At 61.8% G+C, this 23287-nt stretch carries 22 protein-coding genes and 1 pseudogene; 12 read left to right on the forward strand and 11 right to left on the reverse strand.

The annotated features are described in order from the left end of the window. The first annotated feature begins 310 nt into the window (after positions 1–310). Complete coding sequence (locus tag DXC99_RS06465) at positions 311–931, forward strand: helix-turn-helix domain-containing protein (RefSeq protein WP_055250846.1); 621 nt, start codon at positions 311–313, stop codon at positions 929–931. 142 nt (positions 932–1073) lie between these two features. Here DXC99_RS06465 and DXC99_RS06470 read toward each other — a convergent pair whose 3' ends face one another. Further along, positions 1074–1928 carry a MurR/RpiR family transcriptional regulator gene (locus DXC99_RS06470; RefSeq protein WP_117629666.1) on the reverse strand — a complete coding sequence of 285 codons (855 nt, stop codon included), beginning with the start codon at positions 1926–1928 and terminating at the stop codon, positions 1074–1076. A 337-nt stretch (positions 1929–2265) separates the two neighbouring features. On the opposite strand from DXC99_RS06470, the gene DXC99_RS06475 reads away from it, so the two are divergent. Both DXC99_RS06475 and DXC99_RS06480 read left to right on the forward strand, forming a co-directional pair. Further along, a complete protein-coding gene (locus tag DXC99_RS06475; RefSeq protein WP_117629667.1) occupies positions 2266–2802 on the forward strand; it encodes a PTS glucose transporter subunit IIA in 537 nt (178 codons plus the stop codon). Between the two features lie 235 nt (positions 2803–3037). Continuing rightward, positions 3038–3595, forward strand: coding sequence for a hypothetical protein (locus DXC99_RS06480; protein ID WP_117629668.1), 558 nt, complete (start codon positions 3038–3040; stop codon positions 3593–3595). Between the two features lie 276 nt (positions 3596–3871). Here the strand turns inward: DXC99_RS06480 and DXC99_RS06485 are convergent, their stop codons facing one another. The 8 genes from DXC99_RS06485 to trxA form a co-directional block, all read right to left on the reverse strand. Beyond that, positions 3872–4540: an HAD family hydrolase gene (locus DXC99_RS06485; protein ID WP_233505687.1), complete on the reverse strand. Its 669-nt coding sequence runs from the start codon at positions 4538–4540 to the stop codon at positions 3872–3874. Positions 4541–4663: 123 nt separating this feature from the next. Next, positions 4664–5698, reverse strand: a complete 1035-nt coding sequence (gene hypE / locus DXC99_RS06490; protein ID WP_117629670.1) for a hydrogenase expression/formation protein HypE — start codon at positions 5696–5698, stop codon at positions 4664–4666. Positions 5699–5746: 48 nt separating this feature from the next. Then, entirely contained in the window at positions 5747–6859 is a 1113-nt protein-coding gene (gene hypD, locus DXC99_RS06495; protein ID WP_233505688.1) for a hydrogenase formation protein HypD, read from the reverse strand. Then, complete coding sequence (locus DXC99_RS06500) at positions 6859–7119, reverse strand: HypC/HybG/HupF family hydrogenase formation chaperone (RefSeq protein ID WP_117629671.1); 261 nt, start codon at positions 7117–7119, stop codon at positions 6859–6861. The genes hypD and DXC99_RS06500 overlap by 1 nt, the downstream gene beginning before the upstream one ends. Positions 7120–7250: 131 nt before the next feature. Then, positions 7251–9719 carry a carbamoyltransferase HypF gene (hypF, locus tag DXC99_RS06505; protein ID WP_117629672.1) on the reverse strand — a complete coding sequence of 823 codons (2469 nt, stop codon included), beginning with the start codon at positions 9717–9719 and terminating at the stop codon, positions 7251–7253. Positions 9720–9820: 101 nt separating this feature from the next. Next, on the reverse strand, positions 9821–10333 hold the full coding sequence (gene nikR / locus DXC99_RS06510) for a nickel-responsive transcriptional regulator NikR (protein WP_199408882.1): 513 nt from the start codon (positions 10331–10333) through the stop codon (positions 9821–9823). Position 10334: 1 nt separating this feature from the next. After that, positions 10335–10583, reverse strand: coding sequence for a hypothetical protein (locus DXC99_RS06515; RefSeq protein WP_006235225.1), 249 nt, complete (start codon positions 10581–10583; stop codon positions 10335–10337). A 221-nt stretch (positions 10584–10804) separates the two neighbouring features. Further along, a complete protein-coding gene (gene trxA / locus DXC99_RS06520; protein ID WP_117629728.1) occupies positions 10805–11125 on the reverse strand; it encodes a thioredoxin in 321 nt (106 codons plus the stop codon). Between the two features lie 136 nt (positions 11126–11261). Here trxA and DXC99_RS06525 point away from each other — a divergent pair, with 136 nt between their 5' ends. After that, positions 11262–11837 (forward strand): hypothetical protein, encoded by a 576-nt coding sequence (locus DXC99_RS06525; RefSeq protein WP_117564541.1) that lies wholly within the window; start codon positions 11262–11264, stop codon positions 11835–11837. Positions 11838–11855: 18 nt separating this feature from the next. Here DXC99_RS06525 and DXC99_RS06530 read toward each other — a convergent pair whose 3' ends face one another. Continuing rightward, positions 11856–13010 (reverse strand): sensor histidine kinase, encoded by a 1155-nt coding sequence (locus DXC99_RS06530; protein WP_158551669.1) that lies wholly within the window; start codon positions 13008–13010, stop codon positions 11856–11858. Between the two features lie 103 nt (positions 13011–13113). On the opposite strand from DXC99_RS06530, the gene DXC99_RS06535 reads away from it, so the two are divergent. The 7 genes and pseudogenes from DXC99_RS06535 to DXC99_RS06565 all read left to right on the forward strand — a co-directional run bounded on the left by DXC99_RS06535 (position 13114) and on the right by DXC99_RS06565 (position 20345). After that, entirely contained in the window at positions 13114–14220 is a 1107-nt protein-coding gene (locus DXC99_RS06535; protein WP_233503821.1) for a hypothetical protein, read from the forward strand. An 82-nt stretch (positions 14221–14302) separates the two neighbouring features. Continuing rightward, positions 14303–14530 (forward strand): annotated as a pseudogene (locus tag DXC99_RS10505) (transposase); the annotation flags it as partial. Next, positions 14431–15483, forward strand: coding sequence for an IS3 family transposase (locus DXC99_RS06540; protein WP_158551670.1), 1053 nt, complete (start codon positions 14431–14433; stop codon positions 15481–15483). The pseudogene DXC99_RS10505 and the gene DXC99_RS06540, both read left to right, overlap by 100 nt. Before the next feature lie 995 nt (positions 15484–16478). Next, positions 16479–17504 (forward strand): quinolinate synthase NadA, encoded by a 1026-nt coding sequence (gene nadA / locus DXC99_RS06550; RefSeq protein ID WP_117583639.1) that lies wholly within the window; start codon positions 16479–16481, stop codon positions 17502–17504. A gap of 28 nt (positions 17505–17532) precedes the next feature. Next, entirely contained in the window at positions 17533–18936 is a 1404-nt protein-coding gene (locus DXC99_RS06555) for an FAD-binding protein (RefSeq protein WP_199407991.1), read from the forward strand. A 3-nt stretch (positions 18937–18939) separates the two neighbouring features. After that, positions 18940–19800: a carboxylating nicotinate-nucleotide diphosphorylase gene (nadC, locus tag DXC99_RS06560; protein ID WP_117629675.1), complete on the forward strand. Its 861-nt coding sequence runs from the start codon at positions 18940–18942 to the stop codon at positions 19798–19800. Then, positions 19800–20345: a transcription repressor NadR gene (locus tag DXC99_RS06565; RefSeq protein ID WP_089573639.1), complete on the forward strand. Its 546-nt coding sequence runs from the start codon at positions 19800–19802 to the stop codon at positions 20343–20345. Before nadC ends, DXC99_RS06565 begins: the two co-directional genes overlap by 1 nt. 204 nt (positions 20346–20549) lie before the next feature. Here DXC99_RS06565 and DXC99_RS06570 read toward each other — a convergent pair whose 3' ends face one another. Continuing rightward, positions 20550–20735, reverse strand: coding sequence for a DUF362 domain-containing protein (locus DXC99_RS06570; RefSeq protein ID WP_006235216.1), 186 nt, complete (start codon positions 20733–20735; stop codon positions 20550–20552). Between the two features lie 658 nt (positions 20736–21393). Between DXC99_RS06570 and dnaK the strand changes: the two genes are divergently transcribed. Further along, positions 21394–23286 (forward strand): molecular chaperone DnaK, encoded by a 1893-nt coding sequence (gene dnaK, locus DXC99_RS06575; protein WP_117564548.1) that lies wholly within the window; start codon positions 21394–21396, stop codon positions 23284–23286. Position 23287: the final 1 nt, after the last annotated feature.

Consider the following 23287-nt stretch of genomic DNA (forward strand, 5'->3'; position numbering starts at 1 on the left):
GTGCCCTCGGATTGGGTCATAGTGTCTGTCGTTGCCAAGACATCGGCACTCCCGTTGCTGGCAAGGGGCGGCACTTGGGGACGTTCCTTTTCTGCCGGCACCTGGGGACACTCCTGATGTAGTCGTTGGGGACGTTCTTGATGTAGTCGTTGGGGACGTTCTTAAATGACTACTCAGGATGAGCGTCCAAAAATCCGCGCTCGTTCGATTGGCGCATGTCTACGCAGCGTAGGTTGTCGAGCCTGGCCTTCAAATGGATACTGGCTGTCGAACCGGTTCACTCCATTTCTTCAATTTGATTGGACAGCCCATGAACCAGACACGGCAAACCAATGCCTCCCATACTTTTTTGGCAGCGCATGCCATCAAGCAGCTGCGCGAAGAGCGCGGCCTCACCCAGCGCGCCCTGGCGGAAAGCCTTGGCGTGACCGATAAAGCCGTCAGCAAGTGGGAATCCGGCCGCGGCCTTCCCGACATTTCCCTCGTTGAGCCTTTGGCCCAGAGACTCGGCATAAGCGTGGCTGAGCTTTTGGCTGGTGACATTCGGGCCAACGCCAACCGTGCAGGCAATATGCTCAAAGGCGTCTTTTACGTTTGCCCTATCTGCGGAAACGTTGTGCACGCGCTCGGAGAAGGCAGCTTTAGCTGCTGTGGCTCCACGATGTTTCCCCAGGAGGCCGAAGAGCCGGACGCGGACCACGCCTTTTCCATCGAGCGCATCGAGGACGATTGGTACGTCACGCTCGATCATCCCATGACCAAGGATCACTACATTAGCTTTGTGGCATATGCGACTATGGACGGCATCTGCTTTAAGAAGCTCTATCCAGAGCAATCGGTGCAGCCGCGCTTCCATATTACCGGGCGCGGCAGGATATATCTTTACTGCAACCAACACGGACTCTTTACGTCGCTGACGCCTCGCAAATAACGGCTGTCTTCCGCCCTCCTCATGCGTTCCCAGGGGACCCAAAATGAGCGTGGATAATCTCCCGGGTTTGGCCTGTGTGCGGGCTCAAAGTGGGAGATTATCCACGCTCGTTATCTGAGTGTCCAAAAATCCACACTCGTCGCTACTTGAGTCCGGGCAGGCGGGTGTAGGGGAACGAGCGCTCTAGGAACTCGGAGCAGCGGGCGTAATCTTTGGCAAAGTAGCTGCTATAGAGCGAATCGAGTACGTATTGCACGGCGATATGGCTGGCGAACTGCGTGATGCGGTGCGTCATGCTCTCGTGGTCGCTTACCGTGAGATAGGCGGCAAAGCCGGGGTGAATGCGGGCACAGTACGGCGTGCCGATGACGATGACCGGGACATGTCGACTGCTAAGGATCGGCAAGATCTCCTTGAGGTTGGGGGCAAGGCCGCTGTAGGAGATGACGATTGCCACATGGTCGGGACCCGAGGCGAGCGCCGTGCGCACCTGCGCCTCGACGCTGTCGTGGCACGTCGCGCTTTTGCCGGCGGAAAGCAGGCGATCGCGGAACATTCCCGCTGGATACAGGTTATGCGAGCCCGTGTAGATGTCCACGGTGTCGGCGCGCATGATGAGCTTGGCGGCGTGGTCGAGCTGTGCAGGGTCGAGCAGCTCCTGCGTTTCGGCCAAGGTGGTCTGGTAGAGCCCCTCCATGCGCTCCATCACCTGCGCAGGGGCGGAGGTGGCATCGAAGGGAAAGTTGATGTCCACGTCGCGCCGGTTGCCCGCCTCAGTTGTCAAGCGAATAAGCTCGACCTTGAGATCCTTGAAGCCCTCGAGGCCGAGCTTTTTGCAAAAACGGTGCACGCTCGCAACGGAAACGTTGGTGCGCGCGGCAAATTCCTTAATAGAAAGCCCGCGGATGTCCTCGCCGATGGCAAGGGCCGCAATGCCGGGTTGTTGCTCGGTGGGGGTGAGGCCCTGCGCCTCGGTAATCTTGCGTTTGATATCCATGCGAACTCCCACACTTGCCAAACCTGGCAAAAAGGAACGGGTTTATTTTGGCACGTTTCGGTCGGTATCAGGAAGTGTCAGGGACGGGGCGGCGGCGGTCCGTGGGCGCGAAAAGAAGTGTCGGGTTTGGCGCGCCCGCTTCTGCCCGTTCCGTGCGCAGACGATACTCGGCTTATCGAGGGTTAATCGACAATATGAGAACCACTGGGGAAAAGGTTTTGGGAAGGGCTTGAAAGGGCTTGCGATTCGAGCCCTCGCCTTAGTATTTTGGCCATTTGGCACTATAATCACCATAGGCATGCGCATAACGTTGCGCTGAATCAAGAGGAGAAAACGTATGGGTCTGTTTGACATGTTCAAGAAGAAGGCTGAGCCCGCGGCTGCCGCTGCTCCGGCCTCCATCTCTGCTTCTGCCGGCGCCGACGTGCTGTGCTCGCCCGTCAAGGGCAAGGTCATCAAGATGGCCGACGTGCCCGATCCCGTCTTTGGTGGCGAGGTTCTGGGCAAGGGCTGCGCCGTGTGGCCCGAGGACGATCTGGTCTACGCTCCCTGCGACGGCAAGGTGACCGTCACCATGGGTCACGCCGTGGGCCTGCAGTCCGATAGCGGCATCGAGGTTCTGGTGCACGTTGGCGTCGATACCGTCAACATGAACGGCGACGGCTTCGAGGGCTTCGTCAAGGCCGACGATGTCGTTAAGGCTGGCCAGCCCATGCTCAAGATCGACCGCGCCAAGATCGCCGCTGCCGGCTACAAGGACTGCGTCGTCGTGGCTGTGTCCAACACCGCCGAGTTCGCCGACGTCGAGCTCGCCGTCGAGGCTGACTCCGCTGTCTCCGCTGGCGATGCCATCGTCAAGGTCGTCCGCAAGTAGTCTGCGGCAACATAAGGGTGTTTTGGGGTGGTCGGGTTATCCGGCCGCCCTTTTTTATTGCAATGCGGCGGAACGTTTTATTGCGCGTTGGGCGGACCGGTAAACCGTTCGGACGTTAAATCGAGCCGACTGCGCCTTTGCTTTGCCGGGGGTGTTCGTTATCGGCTAGTATGGCCTTATTGTTACGACGCGCACCGCGTCGGGAAGCGCGGTGCCGCTTGTTGGGAGGAATGTCATGAAGAAGAAGCTGCTGCTTGCGCCCCTGATGGCTGTTCTGGTCGCGTGCGTGGTTGTGCTTTCCGGCTGCGGAGGTCCTTCGGTTGAGGAGCTCATCACCGAGGATCTTACGACGCAGTTTGACGAGGTCAAGAACGGCGGCGACGACTTCCTCGCCGGCCTGGAAGAGGCCTCGGGCGACGAGTTCGAGCAGCTGGGCATCGATCCCAAGGAGTACGCCAAGAGCTATCTCGAGGGTTTTGACTACAAGATCGGCGATGTGACGGTCGACGAGGACAAGGGCACCGCGACTGCCGATGTCACCATTACCTGCAAGTCCATGAACAAGATCGTTGAAGATTTCGCCACCCAGTATCAGGAGAAGATCGCGGCGCTCGATACGATGCCTTCCGAGGACGACCTGTACAAGATGGCCGGCCAGGTCATGGTCGACGTGACCAAGGCCGCTAAGACCAAGGACACCAAGGTTACCTTCAAGTACACCGCCAATGACGATGGCGAGTGGTATGCTGACGATTCCGCAACCACCGAGATGATGAATGCAATGATGAACTAGGGGAGTTACGCGGTAGTTCGTTGCGGCGTTTTACCAAACGCCGCAACTGCTCGACGCTGCAAACGCCCCTAAGCGGCAATCTGACGTTCAATTTCAAGGGCGCGACCAGAAGGTCAGCGCCCTTTCATTTCACGTCACCTTGCTCGCTTAGGGGCGTTTTCGCTGTCCGTCCTCTACCTGCGACGTTGCCATTGTTTGACCAGTCGTTTAAGAACGTCCCCAACGACTACTTTCCGCGCAACGGCATTGCGGCGGCTGGGTTGGGCAGCGCTGGCGTTACTCGCCCAGGATCAGCGCCGCGAGCTCTTCCTGCGTGTCAACCACGTAGTCGGCACCGGCTGCTTCGAGCTCTGCGCGGCCTCGGAAGCCCCAGCTGACGCCCGCACTCTTAAGGCCGGCGTTGTGGCCGGTCAGGATATCGACATTGGAATCGCCCACATAGAGCGTGGTTGCCGGATCGGCACCCAGCTCTTCCATCACATGCAGCGTGACGGGTGCTTCGGGCTTGGGCGGAAACGCATCGACACGGCCCTGCACCAGCGCAAAGCGCTCGGAACCAAAGTATTTCTCGATAAGCGAAGCCGCCGAGACGTGGTCCTTGTTAGTGAGTACGGCAAGCTGCACACCCGCGGCGCGCAAGCGGTCGAGCATCTCGATCGTGCCGGCATAGGGGGCGGTGTGGTCCTCCTTGTGCTCGCCGTAGTAAGCCCTAAACTCGGCAAGCGTCTGCTCAAACATACGGCCGTCGCCCGCATACTCGGCGGGCATAAAGCGCTCAACCAGCTTGAGCATGCCGTTTCCCACCTTGTAGCGGTACTCGTCGACGGCAAACGTAGGCCAGCCGTGCTTCTCGCAGGTATGGTTGCCGGCGGCCGCCAGGTCCTCGAGCGTGTTGAGGATGGTGCCGTCTAAATCAAAAATCACATGGGAAAAAGCTGCTGCCATGAAAGCTCCCGTCATTGGGTTTAAAACGCACCTCATAATACTGGGCTTACGTGTCTGGCGTGGCTGGAATCTGAACATCTCCAGGGATATCAAGCCGCATCGCGCCGACCGTGCGGTTCCGCCCTAGCAAATTCTCGGAAGCTGTTCTCCTACGAGCATGTCGAGGATGCGGGTCGATCCCCAGCCGGTGCGTACGCGCACGGCGGGACGGGTGTCCTCGGCAAGCGGCAGCACGCGACCGATAATCGCGGCGTTTTCGCCGTAGCGCGCGGCGCGCATGGCTGCCAGCGCGGCATCGGCCTGCTCGGCCGGCACCACGGCAACCATCTTGCCCTCGTTTGCCACCTGCAGCACATCGTAGCCGAGCATCTCGCAGGCGGCCTGCACGTCGGGGCGCACGGGCACAGCATCCTCGTCGATCTCCATGGCAACGCCGCTGGCCTGGGCAAACTCGTTGAGCGTGGATGCCAGGCCGCCGCGCGTGGGGTCGCGGAAGCAGCGGGTGTCGGGGGCGGCGGCGAGCACGTCGGCAACCAGATGATTGAGCGGTGCGGCGTCGCTTTCGATGTTGCTCGAAAACGCCAAGCCCTCGCGCTGGCTCATGATGGCGATGCCGTGGTCGCCTAGCGTACCCGACACCAGGATGACATCGCCGGGCCGACAGTTTGCACCGCTGAGCGCTACGCCCGCGGGCACTTCGCCCACGCCGGCGGTATTGATGTAGACGCCGTCGGCACCTCCACGCTCGACCACCTTGGTGTCGCCGGTGATTATGGACACGCCCGCCTCGCGCGCTGTTTCGGCCATGGTTTGCACAATCTGGCGCAGCTTGTCCATGGGATAGCCCTCTTCGAGGATAAAGCCGCATGAGAGGTAGCGCACGTTGGCGCCCGAGGTCGCGACGTCGTTGACGGTTCCACATACGGCGAGGCGGCCGATATTGCCGCCGGGGAAGAACTGCGGCGTTACCACAAAGCTGTCGGTCGACATGGCGATTCGCCCGCTTGCGGGCAGCGCGGCGACGCCGGCATCGTTGCCCGCGAGCAGCTCGGGCGACCCAAAGGCATCCAGAAAGACCTCATCGATAATGCGCTTCATCATCTGGCCGCCGGAGCCGTGGCCCAGCAGGACAGTGCTATCGGTGGCATTACGGGACATATCGAAAACTCCAATCGTGGGTGGTGCCGGTACGCGGGAGCGTCCGGGCTAGTCGCGGTATCTAAAGTACGCCGCGCAGCTGCCTTCGGAGCTCACCATGCAGGGGCCGACGGGGTGTTCGGGCGTGCAAGCGCGGCCAAACAGAGGACAGTCGCTCGGCGTGATGGCTCCGCGCAGCACGTCGCCGCAGCGGCAGCCGCGTGGCTCGACCGTCGGTTCAATGGGTACGTCAAAGCGGGCGCCGGCATCAAAGCGCACGAATTCGGGTCGGATGGAAAGACCCGAAGCCGCAATCGGTCCCAGTCCGCGCCACGTGGTGTCGCACGGCTCAAACACCTGCTCGACCAGCTGGCGCGCTACGGGATTGCCGTCTGCATTGACGCCACGGCGGTAGGCGTTGTCGATTGCGGGCCTGTGCTCGACAACCATCTGGACCAGCATGCAGATGCCCTGCAAGATATCGACCGGCTCAAACCCGGTGACTACACCGGGGGTCTCGAACTCATCGACCAAAAACCTAAAGGGTGCCAGGCCCGTGATGGTAGCGACGTGACCAGGCAGGATAAAGCCGTCGATGGTCGTTTCGGGGTCGTTGGAGATCGCACGCAGAGCCGGCGGCGTGGTCTTGTGAGCACAGTAGACCGAGAAGTTCTGGAGCTCGCGCGCGTCGGCCTCTAGGATGGCGGCGGCAATGGTGGGCGTTGTGGTCTCAAAGCCGACGCCCATAAAGATAACCGGGCGTTCGGGATTTTGCTCAGCAATGTCGAGTGCGTCGAGCGGAGAGTAGACGATGCGGATGTCGCGTCCCGCCGCCTTTTGCGCGGCAAGCGAGGTGGACGATCCTGGCACGCGCATCATGTCGCCAAAGGTGGTGATGATGGCGCCGTCCATCTTGGCGAGCGCGATTGCATGGTCGATATCGCGGTTGGCGGTAACGCAGACGGGGCAACCCGGACCGCTCAGCAGTTTGAGCCCGGCAGGCATAATGGAGCGAAAGCCATAGCGCCCGATGTTCACGGTATGCGTGCCGCAGACTTCCATAAGGTTGATGCTGCGGCTGCCGACAAGCGCATGAATACGATCGATGAGCTCGCGAGCCAGCCTGGGGTCGCGAAATGCCGAAAAGTCGATACCGGAACGCGCCGGCTGTCCGGCCGCCACTAGTATGCCTCGGCCGGATTGCTGGCCAGTTGGTCTTCTTCGGCCAGTTCGGTCATGGCGTTAACGAGCTCGAGCGTTTCTTGCGCTTCCTGCTCGTCGACGATCTGGATGCCAAAGCCGGCGTGTACGAGAATATAGTCGCCAACCTGCGCCGTCGGTACGAGACGCAGCGAAATGGGGCGCTCGATGCCCATCATGTCGACGGTCGCCTTAAGGTCGTCGTCGCGTTTGACCACTTTACCGGGAACGGCAAGGCACATAATGTTCCCCTTTTATACGTTTTGCGCTGGATAGGCGCCTAATTACCCATCAGTTGATGGTAGCGCTCGCGGAAGTCACGAGCAAACGCGTTACACCTGTGAGACGGCGGCGCGCAGGCTGGCAAAACAGCCTATCGCAACGCCGTCTGCGCGAGGCGAGCGCGAGCGATGGCGGCCTGACCGTAGGCGATGCAGCCGTCGTTGGCGGGTACAGCGTGGGGGACCAAGACGGCAAGACCGGCGTCTTTGAGTTCGTGGGTAAGGAGCTGAAGCAAAAGCCGGTTCATGAACACACCGCCCGAGAGCGCGACGGTGTCGAGGTCTTCACGGACGCAGATCTCGCTTGCGATGCGGGCCGACGCGCGTGCGATGGTGACATGGAAGTCGAGCGCGAGCTTGCCGGCGGGCACGCCGGTCCTGATTCCCTCCAAAAGCGCCTCAAAAAGCGGTCTGGAGTTCAGAACATGGAAGTCGTCCGGACGGGATGATTCGGTTACGGAAAAGCTGGCCATATTGCCGGTGGGGCAGGCACTTTCACTGCTGAACGCGCGCCAGGCGGCGGCTTCGAGTTCTATGGCAGGCTCGCCCTCGTAGGTTGCCTTGTCGCAGATGCCCAGAATTGCTGCCGCGGCATCAAAGAGACGCCCCATGCTGCTGGTGCGCGGGCTGTTGATGCCGTGCTCGATCATGGTGGCTGTCACGCTGCGCGTTTGCTCGTCGAGGCTGCCCAAAAGCCGAGCGGCGCCTGGGTGCTCGAGCAGACCGAGCTCACTGAGCAGGGCAAAGGCGTTGCGGCGGGCGTCGCGCACGGAGGCCGCCCCGCCGGGGAGCGCCCAGGTGAGTAAATGCGCGGCGCGCTCAAAGCCGCCAAGGCCGGCAACAAGAAACTCGCCGCCCCAAATGGTCCCATCGGTGCCGGCGCCGGTGCCGTCAAAGGCGATGCCAAGGACACGCGCGTCGGTTGTAAGCTGGCCCGCGGCGATGGCCTCGGCCATTACGCTCGCGATATGCGCATGATGGTGCTGCACCTCGACGAGCGGCAGATTGTGCTCCCGTGCCTGCTCGCGCGCCCACTGGCTCGATAGATAGCTGGGGTGCAAATCGCAGGCCAAGGCGGCGGGCGCCAAGTCAAAGAGATCTTCCAAGCGCGTGCGCGCGGCGTTCCAGGCATCGAAGGTCTCGCCGTTTTCAACATCGCCGATATGCTGCGACACAAAACAGGTTGCCTCGCCGTTCGTCCCTTCACGCGTGAGCGCAATCGTGGCCTTTTGTTGTGGCCCGCAGGCGAGCACGCAGGACGGAGCGCCGTCGAGCGCCGGCAACGGCAACGGCTGGGGTGCATATCCGCGAGCGCGGCGCACGGGCATAACGGCGCCGTCGACCACGCGCACTACAGAGTCGTCGTAGCGCGAGAGGATCGCGCGGTCGTTGCCGAGCAACGCATCGGCGATGCCGGCGGCAACGAGGTGTTCCCAGGCAAGATCGTCGTCGGTTTCTATGGGTTCTTCGCTCAGGTTTCCGCTGGTCATGACGAGCGCGTGCATACCGCAGGCTTCTGCCGCGGCAAGCAACAGATGTTGAAGCGGCGTATAGGGGAGCATGATGCCGAGCTCTGGAAGGTCGTGCGCGACGGACGGCGCGAGCGCGAGGGCGTCGGGGGAGCCGCCGCTCTCGCAAGCAGCACGTCGGCGCAGCAGCACAATGGGGCGAATGCTGCCGGCCAGCAAGCCGCGCTCAACGTCGCTGACATGGCATAGGCGTTCAACGTCGGCAAGGTCGCGCATCATGACGGCAAGTGGTTTGTTGCTGCGGCGTTTGCGACGGCGCAGCTCGGCCACCGCCTGCTCGCTGGCGGCGTCACAGGCTAGATGAAATCCGCCCAGGCCCTTGATGGCGACGATGCCACCGCTGGCCAGCAGCTCAACGCAGCGCTCGATAATGGCGTCGCTGGCCTCGCGTGTGGTGCCGACTGCCGGTGTCGCGGACGAATTCCCGCACGCATCGCCGTTCACAGCCTCGCGCCACGTAATATGCGGCCCGCAATCAAAGCAGGCATCGGGTTGCGCGTGAAAACGCCGGTCGAGTGGGTCGGCATACTCCGCGGCACACTTGGGACACATGGGAAAACAATCCATCGACGTGGCCGCTCGGTCATAAGGCAACGATCGGATGATGGTAAAGCGTTGGCCGCAGTTAGTGCAGTTGATAAAGGGGTAGTGATAGCGTCGGTCGGCGGGATCGAACAACTCGCGCAGACAATCGTCACAGGTAGCGATATCGGGCGAGACGAGCGTCGTGTGCGCGGTCTGGTCCTGCGATGCCACAATGCGAAAGCCCTGCTCATCGGCAGCACTCCAACCGCCAGGCCCCAAGTCCACAACCTCGACATGCTCTACGCGAGCCGCCGCGGGCGCATGCTCAGAAAGCGCGGCAACAAAAGCATCGAGCGCATCGGCCGGAGCGTGCGCCTCGATATGTACGCCGTCGCCCGCATTGAGCACCCATCCGCAAATGCCATGCGCCATGGCCTCGCGATACACAAATGGTCGCATGCCAACGCCCTGCACAATGCCCGTCACATGAATATGCACATGCCGCATGCGACACTCCTCATCAAAACCGACCAAAAAGGGACAAGTTTATTTTGGTAGGTAAAACGCTAAACCTGCCAAAACAAACCTGTCCCTTTTTGGTAGGTGCGCTACAGCCCCAGGCTCTGCTTGGTGGCGGCGCACGTGAGCTCGCCGTGCTTAACGCCGCGCAGGCCCAGCAGGCGATCGGCTAGTTCGTAGACGCGCTCGCCGCGACCCTTGAGTGCCAGGATCTCCAGACAGTTGTGGTGATCCAGATGCACGTGCATGGTCGATACGATCTCGCCGGTGTAGTCGTGCTGCACTTCGTCCAGACGGCGCGTCAGGTCGCCGGTATGGTGGTCGTAGATCATGGTGAGCGACCCGATAACATGCTCGTCGGGCGTGCGCATCTGCTCCTTGGCGATCGAGGCGCGAATCAGGTCGCGCACGGCCTCGGAGCGGTTGGCCACGTCGCCGCGGCGCGCGATCTGTTCGTCAAAACGGCGCAGCAGGTCATCCGGTGCGGTAACCGAAAAACGGACCAGCTCGGAGCCGGAGCCACTACAGTGGCAGCCCGCGTCACCGTCCGCCCCGTGCGGATGCTCGTGCTCGTACCCGCAGCCGTGCTCGTGTTCGGCCACCTTACACCAGCTTCACGGAGCCGACGGAGTTGTGGTCGGCCTCGATGGCTTCCTCGTAGCCCTCGAGCGCGTCATGCGCCTCGTGCAACGCGGCCATGGCGGCCTCGAGCTTGGCGCCGATGCGCTCCATGTCAAAATTCTCGGTCGCATGCAGCAACTGATGGCTCCATTCGTGAGCGAGCTCGATGGTGTCGTCGACCTGTTTGACGCTCATGGCAAGCTGGCTCATGTTCATTCCAACATCATGCATGGGAAATCTCCTTTTGTATGGGGCAGTTCAGTGGTTCAGATTTTACTACGCCCGCTTTGCGCGCAGCTGCATAAGAAAACGGGTGCGAGCCTGTGCGACCCGCACCCGTTCACTGGGGGCTGTTTGTAACTACCATACTATCCGTGGTCGCATGCCTTGCGTTTGGCACTCCGGTGAGCGGTGCGAAACCGCTCATGGACGGCAGACAAGTAACAAGCGTATTACAGATGTTTCTCCAGCAGTGCCTGAAGTCTTGCCTTGGGTAAGGCGCCAACCGAGCGGTCGACCTCCTCGCCGTTCTTAAAGACGATCAGCGTGGGGATGCTCATGACGCCAAACTTCATGGCCAGGTCCTGGTTGTCGTCGACGTTGCACTTGGCCACAGCCAACTTGCCGGCCAGCTCGTCGGCAACCTCGTCTACGATGGGCGAGAGCGAGCGGCAGGGGCCGCACCACGGGGCCCAAAAATCAACCAGTACGGGCAGGCTATCGTTGACGACAGCGCCGAAGTTCTCGGGGGTAATCTGCTTAATGTCAGCCATGGTGACCTCCATAATACGACGCGGCTCGGCCGCGTAAAACTCAGTACGACCGTGCTTATACCCAGCGGCCCGCAAAGCAACCACTCGCGGGCGGCTCTTTTATATAATGGTGGGCACGCAAACGATTGGAGAGCGCATGCCCACGTCACAAAGCCAGAAAAAAGAAGCCATCGCTCAGGCGACCGAGCAGGAGCTCGCGTCGCTTGCAGATCGCGGTGTGCGTATCGCGGGCAACGCGTGCTCGCCGATTGTGCTGGTCAAAGGCGATTTGGATGAAGCCGAGTGCTCGGGCGGCGAGCTGGCCGCCGGCGCGGATGGCGCCGCGTTGCGCAAGGCGCTCGGTGCCATCGGATATGCCCCCGAGGATTTTTGTGTGCTGGCAAGCGTCGCCGGCGCGGGCGACGGAGCGGTCGCGGCGGGCGAGGCCCTGACGTGCGACCTGTTCCGCGAGGCGCTGGAGACCTTGGACCCCGAGGCGGTGCTGCTGCTGGACAACAGTGCGGCCGATGTCATGCGCGAGACCTATGCCGATATGCTTGTGGCAATTGATGACTTTGACACCGCCATGCTCAAGCCCGGCCTGGTCGCCCATGTGCAGGGGCGCCGCGTGCTGGCGCTCGACGGTTTTGAGGCGGCGCTCACCGACAAGGCCGCCAAGCAGCGCATGTGGGCCTACATTAAGCAGCTGACCCCGGCGGCTGCACCGCTGTAGCGAGGTTGGCGGCAGCCCCTACATCACGGCGCGCAGCTCAAACCGGTCGCCGTTAATGCGGAACTGGCAGTTGCCGTTCATGCGCTCGACGGCAAGCATAATGCTCTTGGTGCCAAAGCCGTGCCCAGTGTGCTGAGTCACGGGCATGCCGTCGACCATGTGCGGCGCACGGCCAAACGTGTTGGAAACCAGCAATAGAAGCTGACCGTCTTCGTAGCGAAGGTCCAGGTCGACAAACCGCTTGCCTTCGGGGGCGGCGCTCGCCGCGGCGATGGCATTGTCCAGGGCGTTCGATACCACACTGAATAGATCGACATCGCCCACGTGGACGGTTTCGGGCACGGCGGCGTGCAGGTCGGCGGTGATGCCGTGCGCGTTGATGTCCGCGGAAAGCGACGAGAGCGCAATGTTGACCGTTTCGTTGGCGCAGTAGCGGCGCACGGCGGTGCGGTCGTTGGTCTCGCAGAGCGCGTCGATGCGCTCGAGTGCCTCATCGGTGTGACCCTCTTCGATCAGGGCCGCTAGACCGCGCAGGTAGTGGCGCATGTCGTGACGGAGAACCGAGAGCTCGCGTCCGGACTGGCGCCAGGCTTCGAGCTCTTTGATGGCCGCGCTGTCGCGGGTCGCGAGCATCCAGCGCTCGCGCTCGGCGATTTCCTTTGCCTCGTATTCGCGAAGGTAGACGGCAAGAAACATAAGGTAGAACGCGCAGAGGGCGAACGCCAAAAACTCAACGGTTACTACCGAGCCCGAGTGGAAGAGCGTGGTATAGACGTTGGTGGCGTAGTCGAAGATGTAGTAGACGAGCGGCAGGATGAGCAGAATCTCCAACTCGGTGGGGCTTTTGGCCGCCAGGCGCGGACCGATGTCTCTGGCCCAATGCAGCAAGATCGCAAAGACGCCGAGCGTCGTGATGATGCGCGCCGCGTAATATGCGATTTGCGAATCGGTGGCAGCGAATGCGGCGATGCCCATCCAGTTGCTAAACTGGCAGCTCAGGTAGGCACTGGTAACGCCCAGGATGGCGAGCAGCGGACTCAGGCGATAGCGTACGCACAGGTAGACGACAAGCGGCAGATGCACGACGAGTGGATAGGCCTGTCGGGCGAAAAGCTCGCCGCCGACGGCATTGGCGAGGCCGAATGCGCATCCGGTTACGGCGCCGACCCCCACCAGCTTCCACCGTATGCCGAAAACACCCGGACGATGCCGTGCAGATCGCTTCGCTCTGCTATAGTCTCCCAAATTCACGTTTTCTATTGGGATGGTGGTTAATATGGGCGACATACTCGAATCGTTCCTGCGCGTGGCGATGGTGGTGTTCATCGTCGGTCCGCTCACTGCATGGGTCGCCCGTCGCGGCGCGCGCGAGCGCAGTGAGGCGACGGACAGCCTCGATCGCTTCACGGTGCGCATGCCCGCTGCCATTCGCACGATCATCGCCTGCTGCGCCGTCGCGTTCGAACTGCTCATGCTGGGTGTCTACGTCTGGCAGGGCGTCTCGTTGGGCGAGTGGGACCACGAACTTGTGTGGTTCGGTCACGCCATGGCGCTCGCGGGCATGGCCATCTGGGCCCTGCTGAGCATCCCGCGCATCGACGTGGACGGTGAGCGAATTCTCTCGCGTAACGCCTTCGGCATCCGCAAGGAGACGACGTTTGGCAACATCACCCGTGCAACGCTTCACACGCAGATGATGAGGATCGACCTGTTCGAGGGCGACCGGAAGTTCTGCTCGATAAGCCTCGAGGGGGTGTGCTCGCTCAACCTCCTCGCCCGTCTGGAGGAAGAGGGCATCGAGGTCTCGGACGCTGTTGACGGCCCGATGACCAAGGCGGGTCTGTGTTGGTCTGCCATCAAGCCGTTGACGATTGTTTTCAACGGTATGGCGCTCGTCTTCTCGCTCGTGATCGCCTTCATGGCTGTTTTCACCGACGCCGGTGCTCGTCTGCTCCTGCTCGTCCCATGCCTCTTCCTGTTCATAGGGGGACTCCTGCCTCTGCTCATGCTCAGCATGCCCGCCCGTGGTATCTACGAGATCGGCAGACAGGAGCGCGAACTCGGTTTCTCCTTCGCCGAGGAGATGGCGAGCCGAGGTGCCACGGGCACCTCGCTTGTCGACGACGATTGGTTCATCGAGATCAGCAACGCCCGCGTCGTGGCGTTCCGCCGCGATTATCTCAAGAAGGTCACGGCGCACGAGGATAGCGAGAGCGGCGACCGTTGCACGGTGACCACGAAAGGCGGTCGCAAAATCAAGGTGTACGCAGCGGGCAGCACGCTCGAGGACCTGCGCTCGTGGTTCAAACAGGGTGCCAAGGCCAGAAGCACGCTCGACCGTGCAGAGGACGTGCTCGAGACGACGTCTGATTGGGTTGTCTGACCTGTATCGTCTTTTCGGACACGCATGCTAGAGGCCCAATCCTTTAGAATGCATTCATCGACGACCGAGAGGACGGTATGCTATGTCCAACCCAGCCGCCAAGTACACCGACGAGTTCAGGCGCGAGACCGCCGACTACATCATCTCGACGGGCAGGCCGATAACGGAATGCTGCGCAGAACTGGGCCTGAATTCCAAGACCGTGAACAAGTGGGTGCAGAGCCGCCGGCGCGAGCTTGCCGGCGGGCCCGACCCCAAGGCCGAGGACCGCGAGCTTCGCGAGGCGAAAAGGCGCATACGCGAGCTCGAGATGGAGAACGCCTTCTTGAAAAAAGCCGCGGCCTTCTTCGCCAAAAGCCAGGCGTAGCCGCATGCTACCGGATGATGTTGGCGGAGAAGGCCGAATTCCCGGTGAAAATGATGGCCCGCGTGCTCGGCGTGAGCCGATCGGGCTTCTACTCGTGGCTCTCCAACGGCTGCCCGCGAGAAGACTGGTCGGCCGAGCGCGAGGCGGTCCGGCGCGTGTGGCTGGAGTCGGACCGCAGGTTCGGCTTCCGGTTCGTGAAATGCTTCCTGCCCGGCGAGTTCTCCGGATTGACCCTGTACAGGGTGCGCAAGCTGATGCGCGAGCTGGGAATACGCGGCTGCACGCCCAACGCCAGGAAGCGCACCACCATCCCCGACCCGAAGGCCAGGCCCCGGCCCGACCTGGTGCGCCGCGACTTCACCAGTCCCGTTCCAACCTGCAAGCTCGTGGGCGACATCACCTACCTGCGCACCGGCGAGGGATGGCTGTACCTGTCGACGGTCATCGACCTCAACACCCGCATGGTGGTGGGCTGGTCGCTCTCCGAGCGCATGACCGCCGACATCGTGGTTTCGGCGCTGGCGTCGGCCAAATCGCGCGGCTACGTGGCCGGCAACGCGATATTCCACGCCGACCGCGGCGCCCAGTACACCAGCAGGCTTCTGGCCGAATGGGCGCGCGACAACGACGTGCGGCTGTCCTGCAGCCGCGCCGGCAACTGCCACGACAACGCGGTGGCCGAGTCGTTCCTCGCCACGCTGAAGAACGAGATGTACTACAGGCGCAGCTTCCCGACCAGGGATTCCGCCAAGCACGCGGTGGTCGAGTTCATCGAGGCGTACTACAACCGCCGAAGGCCCCGCTCGACGATCGGCTACAAGGTGCCGGCCGAGGCCATGGCGGCCTTCTTCGAGAGAACCGAGCCCAAGCTCGAGGCCATGCCTATGGCCGCTTGATTTCTCGAGCATGCGTGTCCGAAATCTTGACACAGGTCAGAAGGCCTCGATGCCAGCGCTGCGCCGATATGGGGCAGCGGCCCCCCGTTGGCCGCCATGGCCCTGACTTCCGAGCGTATGCTGGCGCCGCTCGTCTTAAGACGTTGACCTCCATCCGGAGCCTGCGGTTCTCGCGCTCGGGCTCCAGGATCCGGTTCTACTCGGGCGTGCGGTTGTCGGCGGCGCGCGGCGAGCCGGTCTCGTTTATCGACTTGACCCGCCTCTCCACGGTGCTCTTGTCGAGGTCGCACTCGTCCATGGCCTCGCGCCTGGGCTTTCCGGCGTTGTGGAGATCGACTATCTTCCTCTTGAACTCGTCGGTGAAATGCCTCGGTCTGGGGCCGGTCGAGGCCGAGCCCCCGGTCCGGCTGGGGTAGCATGTCGCTGCGGACCATTGTCTTTCCTCTCGTTGAATATCTAGGCGCTGACGATTCTAGGCGATGGCCCTCTCTTGCTTCTTACACCTCGATTGTGCTCGCTACCCCCCAGCGGGCCCGGATCGAGCGATTCGGGCCCGCTTTTGGGGCCTGCCGGAAACCCGGTGGTCAAAAAGGGCCAAATATGAGTACTGTTACCAGTTTGGTGGCAGCCAAATGGCCTCAAAAATCGGTGCCAGAGGCCAAAAGTGCATCGATTTTCGTTCTTCAGAGTCGCGATCGGGCTCCAAACAAGGCGATTTTGCTGCTCTGGACCGGAAAATCGATGCTACTAATTTGGTGACAGTACTCATATTTGGCCCTTTTTGACCACTGCCCCTTGGTCCAGGACAAAACGGGCTGCCCGAATCATGGGGCGGGTCCATTTTCGGCTGTCCTCAGCTTGCCAGTTCGAAAATGGACCTGCCGCATGATTGAATCTTTATTTCAACTTTACACCTAGGTTTACAGCTGTCTTGTCAGCTGTAAACCTAGGTGTCATACTAAAGCCCCAAGATTCGCCAAAAGAGAGGGGCCTTGATGGCACAGAGCGCGAACATGGATGCGTCGGAGCTTGCACGCGATATCGCGGCCGGCCTAGCATCGGCAACGACGGCAACGGAGCGCGCGGCACTGGTGCCCGCAGAGCTCGTCGAGGCCATTCAGCAACTTAAAACCCAACGCGACGCGGTGATCCTGGCGCACTATTACGTGGCGCCCGAGGTTCAGGCTGTGGCCGATTACGTCGGCGACAGCTTCTACCTGGCAAAGCTTGCCAAGAGCCTGCCGCAGCAGACCATCGTGCTGTGCGGCGTGGAGTTTATGGGCGAGAGCGCCAAGCTGCTCAATCCCACCAAGACCGTGCTGCTGCCCGAGCCGGGCGCGGACTGTCCCATGGCGCACATGGTCAAGCGCGAGACGGTCGATGCGGCGCGCGCCGAGTACGGCGACGACCTGGCCGTGGTCTGCTACGTCAACTCCACGGTCGAGATCAAGAGCTGGAGTGACGTGTGCGTTACCAGCTCAAACGCCGTCAAGATCGTCTCCGAGCTGCCGCAGCAGCACATCTTGTTCATTCCCGACCAGAACCTGGGCCGCTTCGTAGCCGAGCAGGTGCCCCAAAAGCACGTCATCCTCAACAACGGCTACTGCCCGCGCCATCACATCATCACCGTCGAGCAGATCGTTGACGCGACGGAGGCCCACCCCGACGCGCTCGTGCTGGCGCATCCTGAGTGCAAGGCTGACGTCCTGGCTGAGGCCGACTACATCGGCTCCACCGCCGGCATCATCAAGTATGCCGAGGAGTCCGACGCGAGCGAGTTCATTATCGTGACGGTCCGCGGTGTGCTCTACGAGCTCGAGCGCCGCTGCCAGGGCACCGGTAAGAAGTTCTACTTCCCCGCGGTGCAGCCCACCTGCGTCAACATGGATCTCATCACGCTCGAAAAGCTCGTGCGCTGCCTGGAGACGGGTGAGGGCGAGGTGCAGATCGGCGTGTCGGACGAGGCTGCCGACCAGGCCAAACTTACGCTCGACCGCATGCTCGAGTACGCAGCACGCTAGAACAATGTGGCATGAGGGACGGTTTCTTATGTCACATTCAAGGGAGAGGATTCCTGTGGAAACCAAGCAATACCCCGATATGGAGTGCGACGTCGTCATTGCCGGCTGCGGCGTAGCGGGCCTGTACGCGGCGCTCAACCTGCCGACGAGCACGCGCGTGATCATGCTCTCCAAGGGCGCGGTCGACGAGTGCGATTCGATGCTCGCGCAGGGCGGCATCTGCGTGCTGCCCGAGGGCTCGGACTACGATGCCTTCTTTGAGGACACCATGCACGCCGGCCATTACGAGAACCGCCGCGAGAGCGTCGACATCATGATCCGCTCGAGCCGCTCGGTCATCAACGACCTGCTAGCGATGGGCGTGGATTTTGAGCGCAAGGCCGATGGCGGCCTCGACTTTACCCGCGAGGGCGCGCACAGCCGTCCGCGCATTGCCTTCCATGCCGACATTACGGGCAAGGAGATTACGACCAAGCTGCTTCAGGCCGTCCGCAAGCTGGATAACGTGCAGATTCTCGAACACGTTGCCATGACCGACATCCTGACGGCAGAGCGCGATGGGGCCACGGTGTGCACTGGTGTCGTCGCTGTTGCCGTGGACGAGGACGATTCAGCTCGCCCCGCCGACGAGCTGGCAAATGCCGCTGAGGGCGTGCATGTCGGTAAGCCGTTTAAGATCCATGCCCGCCATACGCTGTGGGCGACGGGCGGCATCGGTGGCGTATACGACCATTCGACCAACTACCCGCAGCTCACGGGCGACGCCTGCTACATCGCGCAGGAGCACGGCATTAAGATGGAGCACCTGGACTACGTGCAGATCCATCCCACGGGCCTGTTCTCGCCGCAGCCAGGCCGTACGTTCCTGATCAGCGAGAGCTGCCGCGGTGAGGGCGCGATTCTGCTCAATGCCGCCGGCGAGCGTTTTACCGACGAGTTGCAGCCGCGCGACGTTGTCGCTGCCGCCATCCGCGAGCAGATGAAGCAGGACGGCACCGAGCACGAGTGGCTGAGCTTTGCCCCCGTCGAGCGCGACGTGGTGACTGGGCACTTTGCCAACATTCGCGCGCGCTGCCTTGAGGACGGTCGCGACATCTTGGACGAGCCCATCCCCGTTACGCCCACGCAGCACTACTTTATGGGCGGCGTATGGGTCGATAAGGACGGCCGCACTTCGATGCCCGAGCTCTACGCTGCGGGCGAGACGGCTTGCAACGGCGTTCACGGCAAGAATCGCCTTGCATCAAATAGTCTGCTCGAGGCGCTGGTCTGGGGTCGTCGCGCCGCGTGGTACATGCGCACCGGCGAGTCGCTGGCCGTGGAGCAGGCGGGCGAGCCCGCGCTCGATGGACGCCATCGCGCCCTGAGTTCCGATACCCTTGCAATCGATGATTTGGCCCGTGCCGCCGGCACGCAGGCCGCAGAGGAGTAGACCATGAATCCCATTACCATGAAGCTCGTCGTCGATGATCTGATTTTACAGGCTCTGCGCGAGGACATTACGTTTGAGGACGTGAGCACGGCGAGCGTGTGCCCCACGGCGCGTCCCGCCACGGTGGAGCTTATCGCCAAGGCCGACGGCATCATCGCCGGCTTGGATGTGTTTGCCCGTACCTTTGAGCTGCTGGATTCGCAGAGCTCGGTGCTGCTCGACGTTGCCGATGGCGAGGAGGTGCACGCCGGCGACCATGTGGGTCAGGTGCGGGGCGATGCGCGCGTGCTGCTTTCGGGTGAGCGCGTGGCGCTCAACTACCTGCAGCGCATGAGCGGCATCGCTACCTACACGCACAGCATGGCCGCGGCGCTCGAGGGAACCAAGACCGTGCTCGTCGACACGCGCAAGACCACGCCGGGCATGCGCGTCTTCGAGAAGGCCGCGGTCGAGATCGGCGGCGGCAGCAACCACCGTTACAACCTGTCGACGGCCGTCATGCTCAAGGACAACCACATCGACGCCGCCGGCGGCGTGATGCGTGCGATCGAGATGGCGCGCGCCCATGCATCGTTTACCACGACGGTCGAGATCGAGTGCGAGAACCTGGACATGGTGCGCGAGGCCGTGGAAGCCGGCGCCGACATCATCATGTTCGACAACATGACCCACGACGACATGGCTGCCGCGATTGAGCTTATCGATGGCCGCGCCAAGACCGAGTGCTCGGGCAACGTGGACGCCAGCAACATTCGCGCCCTGGCCGATCTGGGTGTCGACTATATTAGCTCGGGCGCCCTGACGCACTCTGCGCCGATCCTCGACCTCTCGCTTAAGCACCTGCGTCTGCTGGACGGTAAATAATGAACGCCCGCGAGCGTCGCCGTGCCATCATGGGCGTGCTCGAAGGAGCCAAGGAGCCCGTTTCGGGCAGCGCACTTGCCCGCGAGGTTGGCGTGAGCCGTCAGGTCGTGGTTCAGGATATTGCCCTGTTGCGTGCCGATGGGCACGATATCGTGGCGACCAACCGCGGCTACGTGCTGCAGGAAGCCGCGAGTAGCCCCGCCGTGCCCACGCGTCTTGTTAAGGTGCGCCACGGCGTGGAGCAGGCGGGCGACGAGCTTACGAGTATCGTCGACGCGGGTGGCGCCGTGCTCAACGTGATCGTCAACCATCGTGTGTACGGCAAGATCACGGCCGACCTGGACATCCGCAATCGTCGCGATGTTGAGCGCTACCTGCACGATATCGAGAGCGGCAAGAGCTTTCCACTACTAACGGTGACGAGCGGCTACCACTTCCATCGCATCGCGGCGGAGGACGAGCAGACCCTCGACGAGATCGAGGCCATACTCAAGGAGAAGGGCTACCTTGCCGATTTAATGCCCTACGAGGATGATTTGTCCTAACCCGATACTGTCTATATAAGTTGCGGTGAAATAGTTCCTACAATCGGCACCTAAGCAATGAGCCAGGAACTATTCCACCGCAACTGCCAAGGTAGCCCCGTCCCCAATTAGCTGCCTGTACAAACAAAAGGAGGCCTCCGCGGCGATGCGGAAGCCTCCTTTTTTGTGCACGGTGTACTTTTGAGTGTGCAAGTGGGGGAGTTGTTACTCCTCGACGATCTCGGTGATCGCGCCAGCGGGGCAAGCGTCCTGGCAAGCGCCACAGGCGACGCAGGAGTCCTCGTCGGCGACGGTAGCGACGTCCTGGAGCTCCAGAACGCCAGCGGGGCAGGAGTCGACGCAAACGCCACAAGCGATGCACTCGTCGGCATCAATTACGGGATGAGCCATGGTAGTTTCCTCTCTGTTGACCGACGCTACAGGCGATGCGCGCCGGTTTGATTCGGGCAAAAACATACCACGGGAGCGACCGTTTGCAATACCCTCTGGCCGGCATCTTCATACCGTTCGCCGAGTATGCCAAGGTTTACTAAAAAACGCGCAGGTGGGGCCGTTGAGCTGCGCAAATGTTAGCTATAGGTGACTTGTAATATTGACCTATTGAGCGCGCCTGCGGAAAGGGCATCCCGTTATTTGGCCGAAAACCGGGTCGCAGTTTCCGGTTGGGCCCGCTAGCGGAAACTGCGACCCGGTATCAGCTCTCAAAACGGGATACGGTTTCCGGTTGAGCCTTCAGACGGAAACTGCGACCCGGAATCTACGCTCAAACCGGGATGCGCTTGCCGCAAGACGGCCCCCAGGCACCCCCGGACGCAAACCTCAGCCATCTCTACATAGATCTCAATAGATTTGCCGAGAACTCATTCAGCGCATCTACCTGCGCATTTAAGAACCTAAACTCTCAACAATAAGAAATCTTATATGAATTGACTTAGATTTTGTATATTCCGGCCCATAAGGGGATACACTACATCCTGAAAGACAAGCCGAAGCGCCGCGCGACAGATCGTCGAGGCGGCGCGAACGCAAAAGAGAGAGGGAATTTCTAATGAGTAAGATTCTTGGTATCGACCTTGGTACTACTAACTCCGCAATGGCCGTCCTCGAGGGCGGTTCTCCGACCATTATCGTGAACGCCGAGGGCGACCGCACCACCCCGTCTGTCGTGGGCTTCCGTGCTGACGGCGACCGCGTCGTGGGTAAGGCCGCTAAGAACCAGGCGGTCACCAACCCCAAGAACACCGTGTTCTCCATCAAGCGCTTCATGGGCCGCAAGTACTCCGAGTGCACCTCCGAGATCAAGACCGTGCCGTATGAGGTCAAGGAGGGCCAGGGTGGCCGTGCCGTCGTCGATATCGAGGGCAAGGATTATACCGCCGAGCAGGTGAGCGCCATGACGCTCGCAAAGATGAAGGCCGACGCCGAGAAGTATCTGGGCGAGACCGTCACCGACGCCGTCATCACCGTCCCGGCCTACTTCAACGACGCCCAGCGTCAGGCCACCAAGGACGCCGGCAAGATCGCCGGCCTCAACGTCAAGCGTATCGTCAACGAGCCGACCGCTGCTGCTCTGGCCTATGGCCTGGACAAGCAGGGCACCGACCAGCGCATTCTGGTCTTCGACCTGGGCGGCGGCACCTTCGACGTCTCCATCCTCGACCTCGCTGACGGCGTGTTTGAGGTTCTGTCCACCTCGGGCGACAACCACCTGGGCGGCGACGACTGGGATCAGCGCGTCATCGACTGGATGGCCGATAAGTTCCAGCAGGAGAACGGTGTCGACCTGCGTCAGGACCCCATGGCCCTGCAGCGTCTGAAGGAGGCCGCCGAGAACGCCAAGAAGGAGCTCTCCGCAGCCCAGCAGTCCACCATCAACCTGCCGTTCATCACCATGAACCAGTCTGGCCCGCTGCACCTCAACTACACGCTGACCCGCGCCGAGTTCGAGAAGATCACCCGCGACCTGCTCGAGCGCTGCAAGCAGCCTGTCACCAACGCCCTGCGCGACGCCAAGCTTAAGCTCTCCGATCTGACCGAGGTCATCCTCGTCGGCGGCTCCACCCGTATGCCCGCCGTCCAGGATCTGGTCAAGACCATGACCGGCAAGCAGCCCAACATGTCCGTGAACCCCGACGAGGTCGTTGCCGACGGCGCTGCCGTCCAGGGCGGCGTGCTCACCGGCGACGTCGAGGGCATCCTGCTGCTCGACGTTACCCCGCTGTCGCTGGGCGTCGAGACCATGGGCGGCATCATGACCAAGATGATCGACCGCAACACCACGATCCCGACCTCCAAGACCGAGGTCTACTCCACCGCTGCCGACAACCAGACCAGCGTCGAGATCAACGTGCTCCAGGGCGAGCGCGAGCTTGCCCGCGATAACAAGTCGCTCGGTAAGTTCCAGCTGACCGGTATCCCGGCTGCCCGCCGCGGTGTGCCGCAGATCGAGGTCACCTTCGACATCGACGCCAACGGCATCGTCAAGGTCTCTGCTAAGGACAAGGGCACCGGCAAGGAGCAGCAGATCACCATTTCCGGCTCCACCGCGCTTTCCGACGACGAAGTCGATCGCATGGTCAAGGACGCCGAGGCTCATGCCGAGGAGGACAAGAAGCAGAAGGAAGAGGTCGAGGTCCGCAACCAGACCGACAGCCTGTGCTACTCCACCGAGCAGACCCTCAACGAGCTGGGCGACAAGGTTTCCGCCGATGTGAAGTCCAAGGCCGAGGCCGCTATCGCCGACGCCAAGAAGGCGCTCGAGGGCTCTGACGTCGAGGCCATCAAGGCCGCTGGCGAATCCCTGCAGTCCGTAGCCTACGAGCTGGCTCAGGTTGTCTACGCCGACGCTCAGCAGCAGACCGACGGCGCCGCCGGTGCCCAGCCTGCCGACGATGACGTTGTCGACGCCGACTACGAGGTTGTGGACGACGAGGACAAGTAAT

Source organism: Collinsella sp. TF10-11AT (assembly GCF_003437565.1).
Lineage (GTDB): Bacteria > Actinomycetota > Coriobacteriia > Coriobacteriales > Coriobacteriaceae > Collinsella.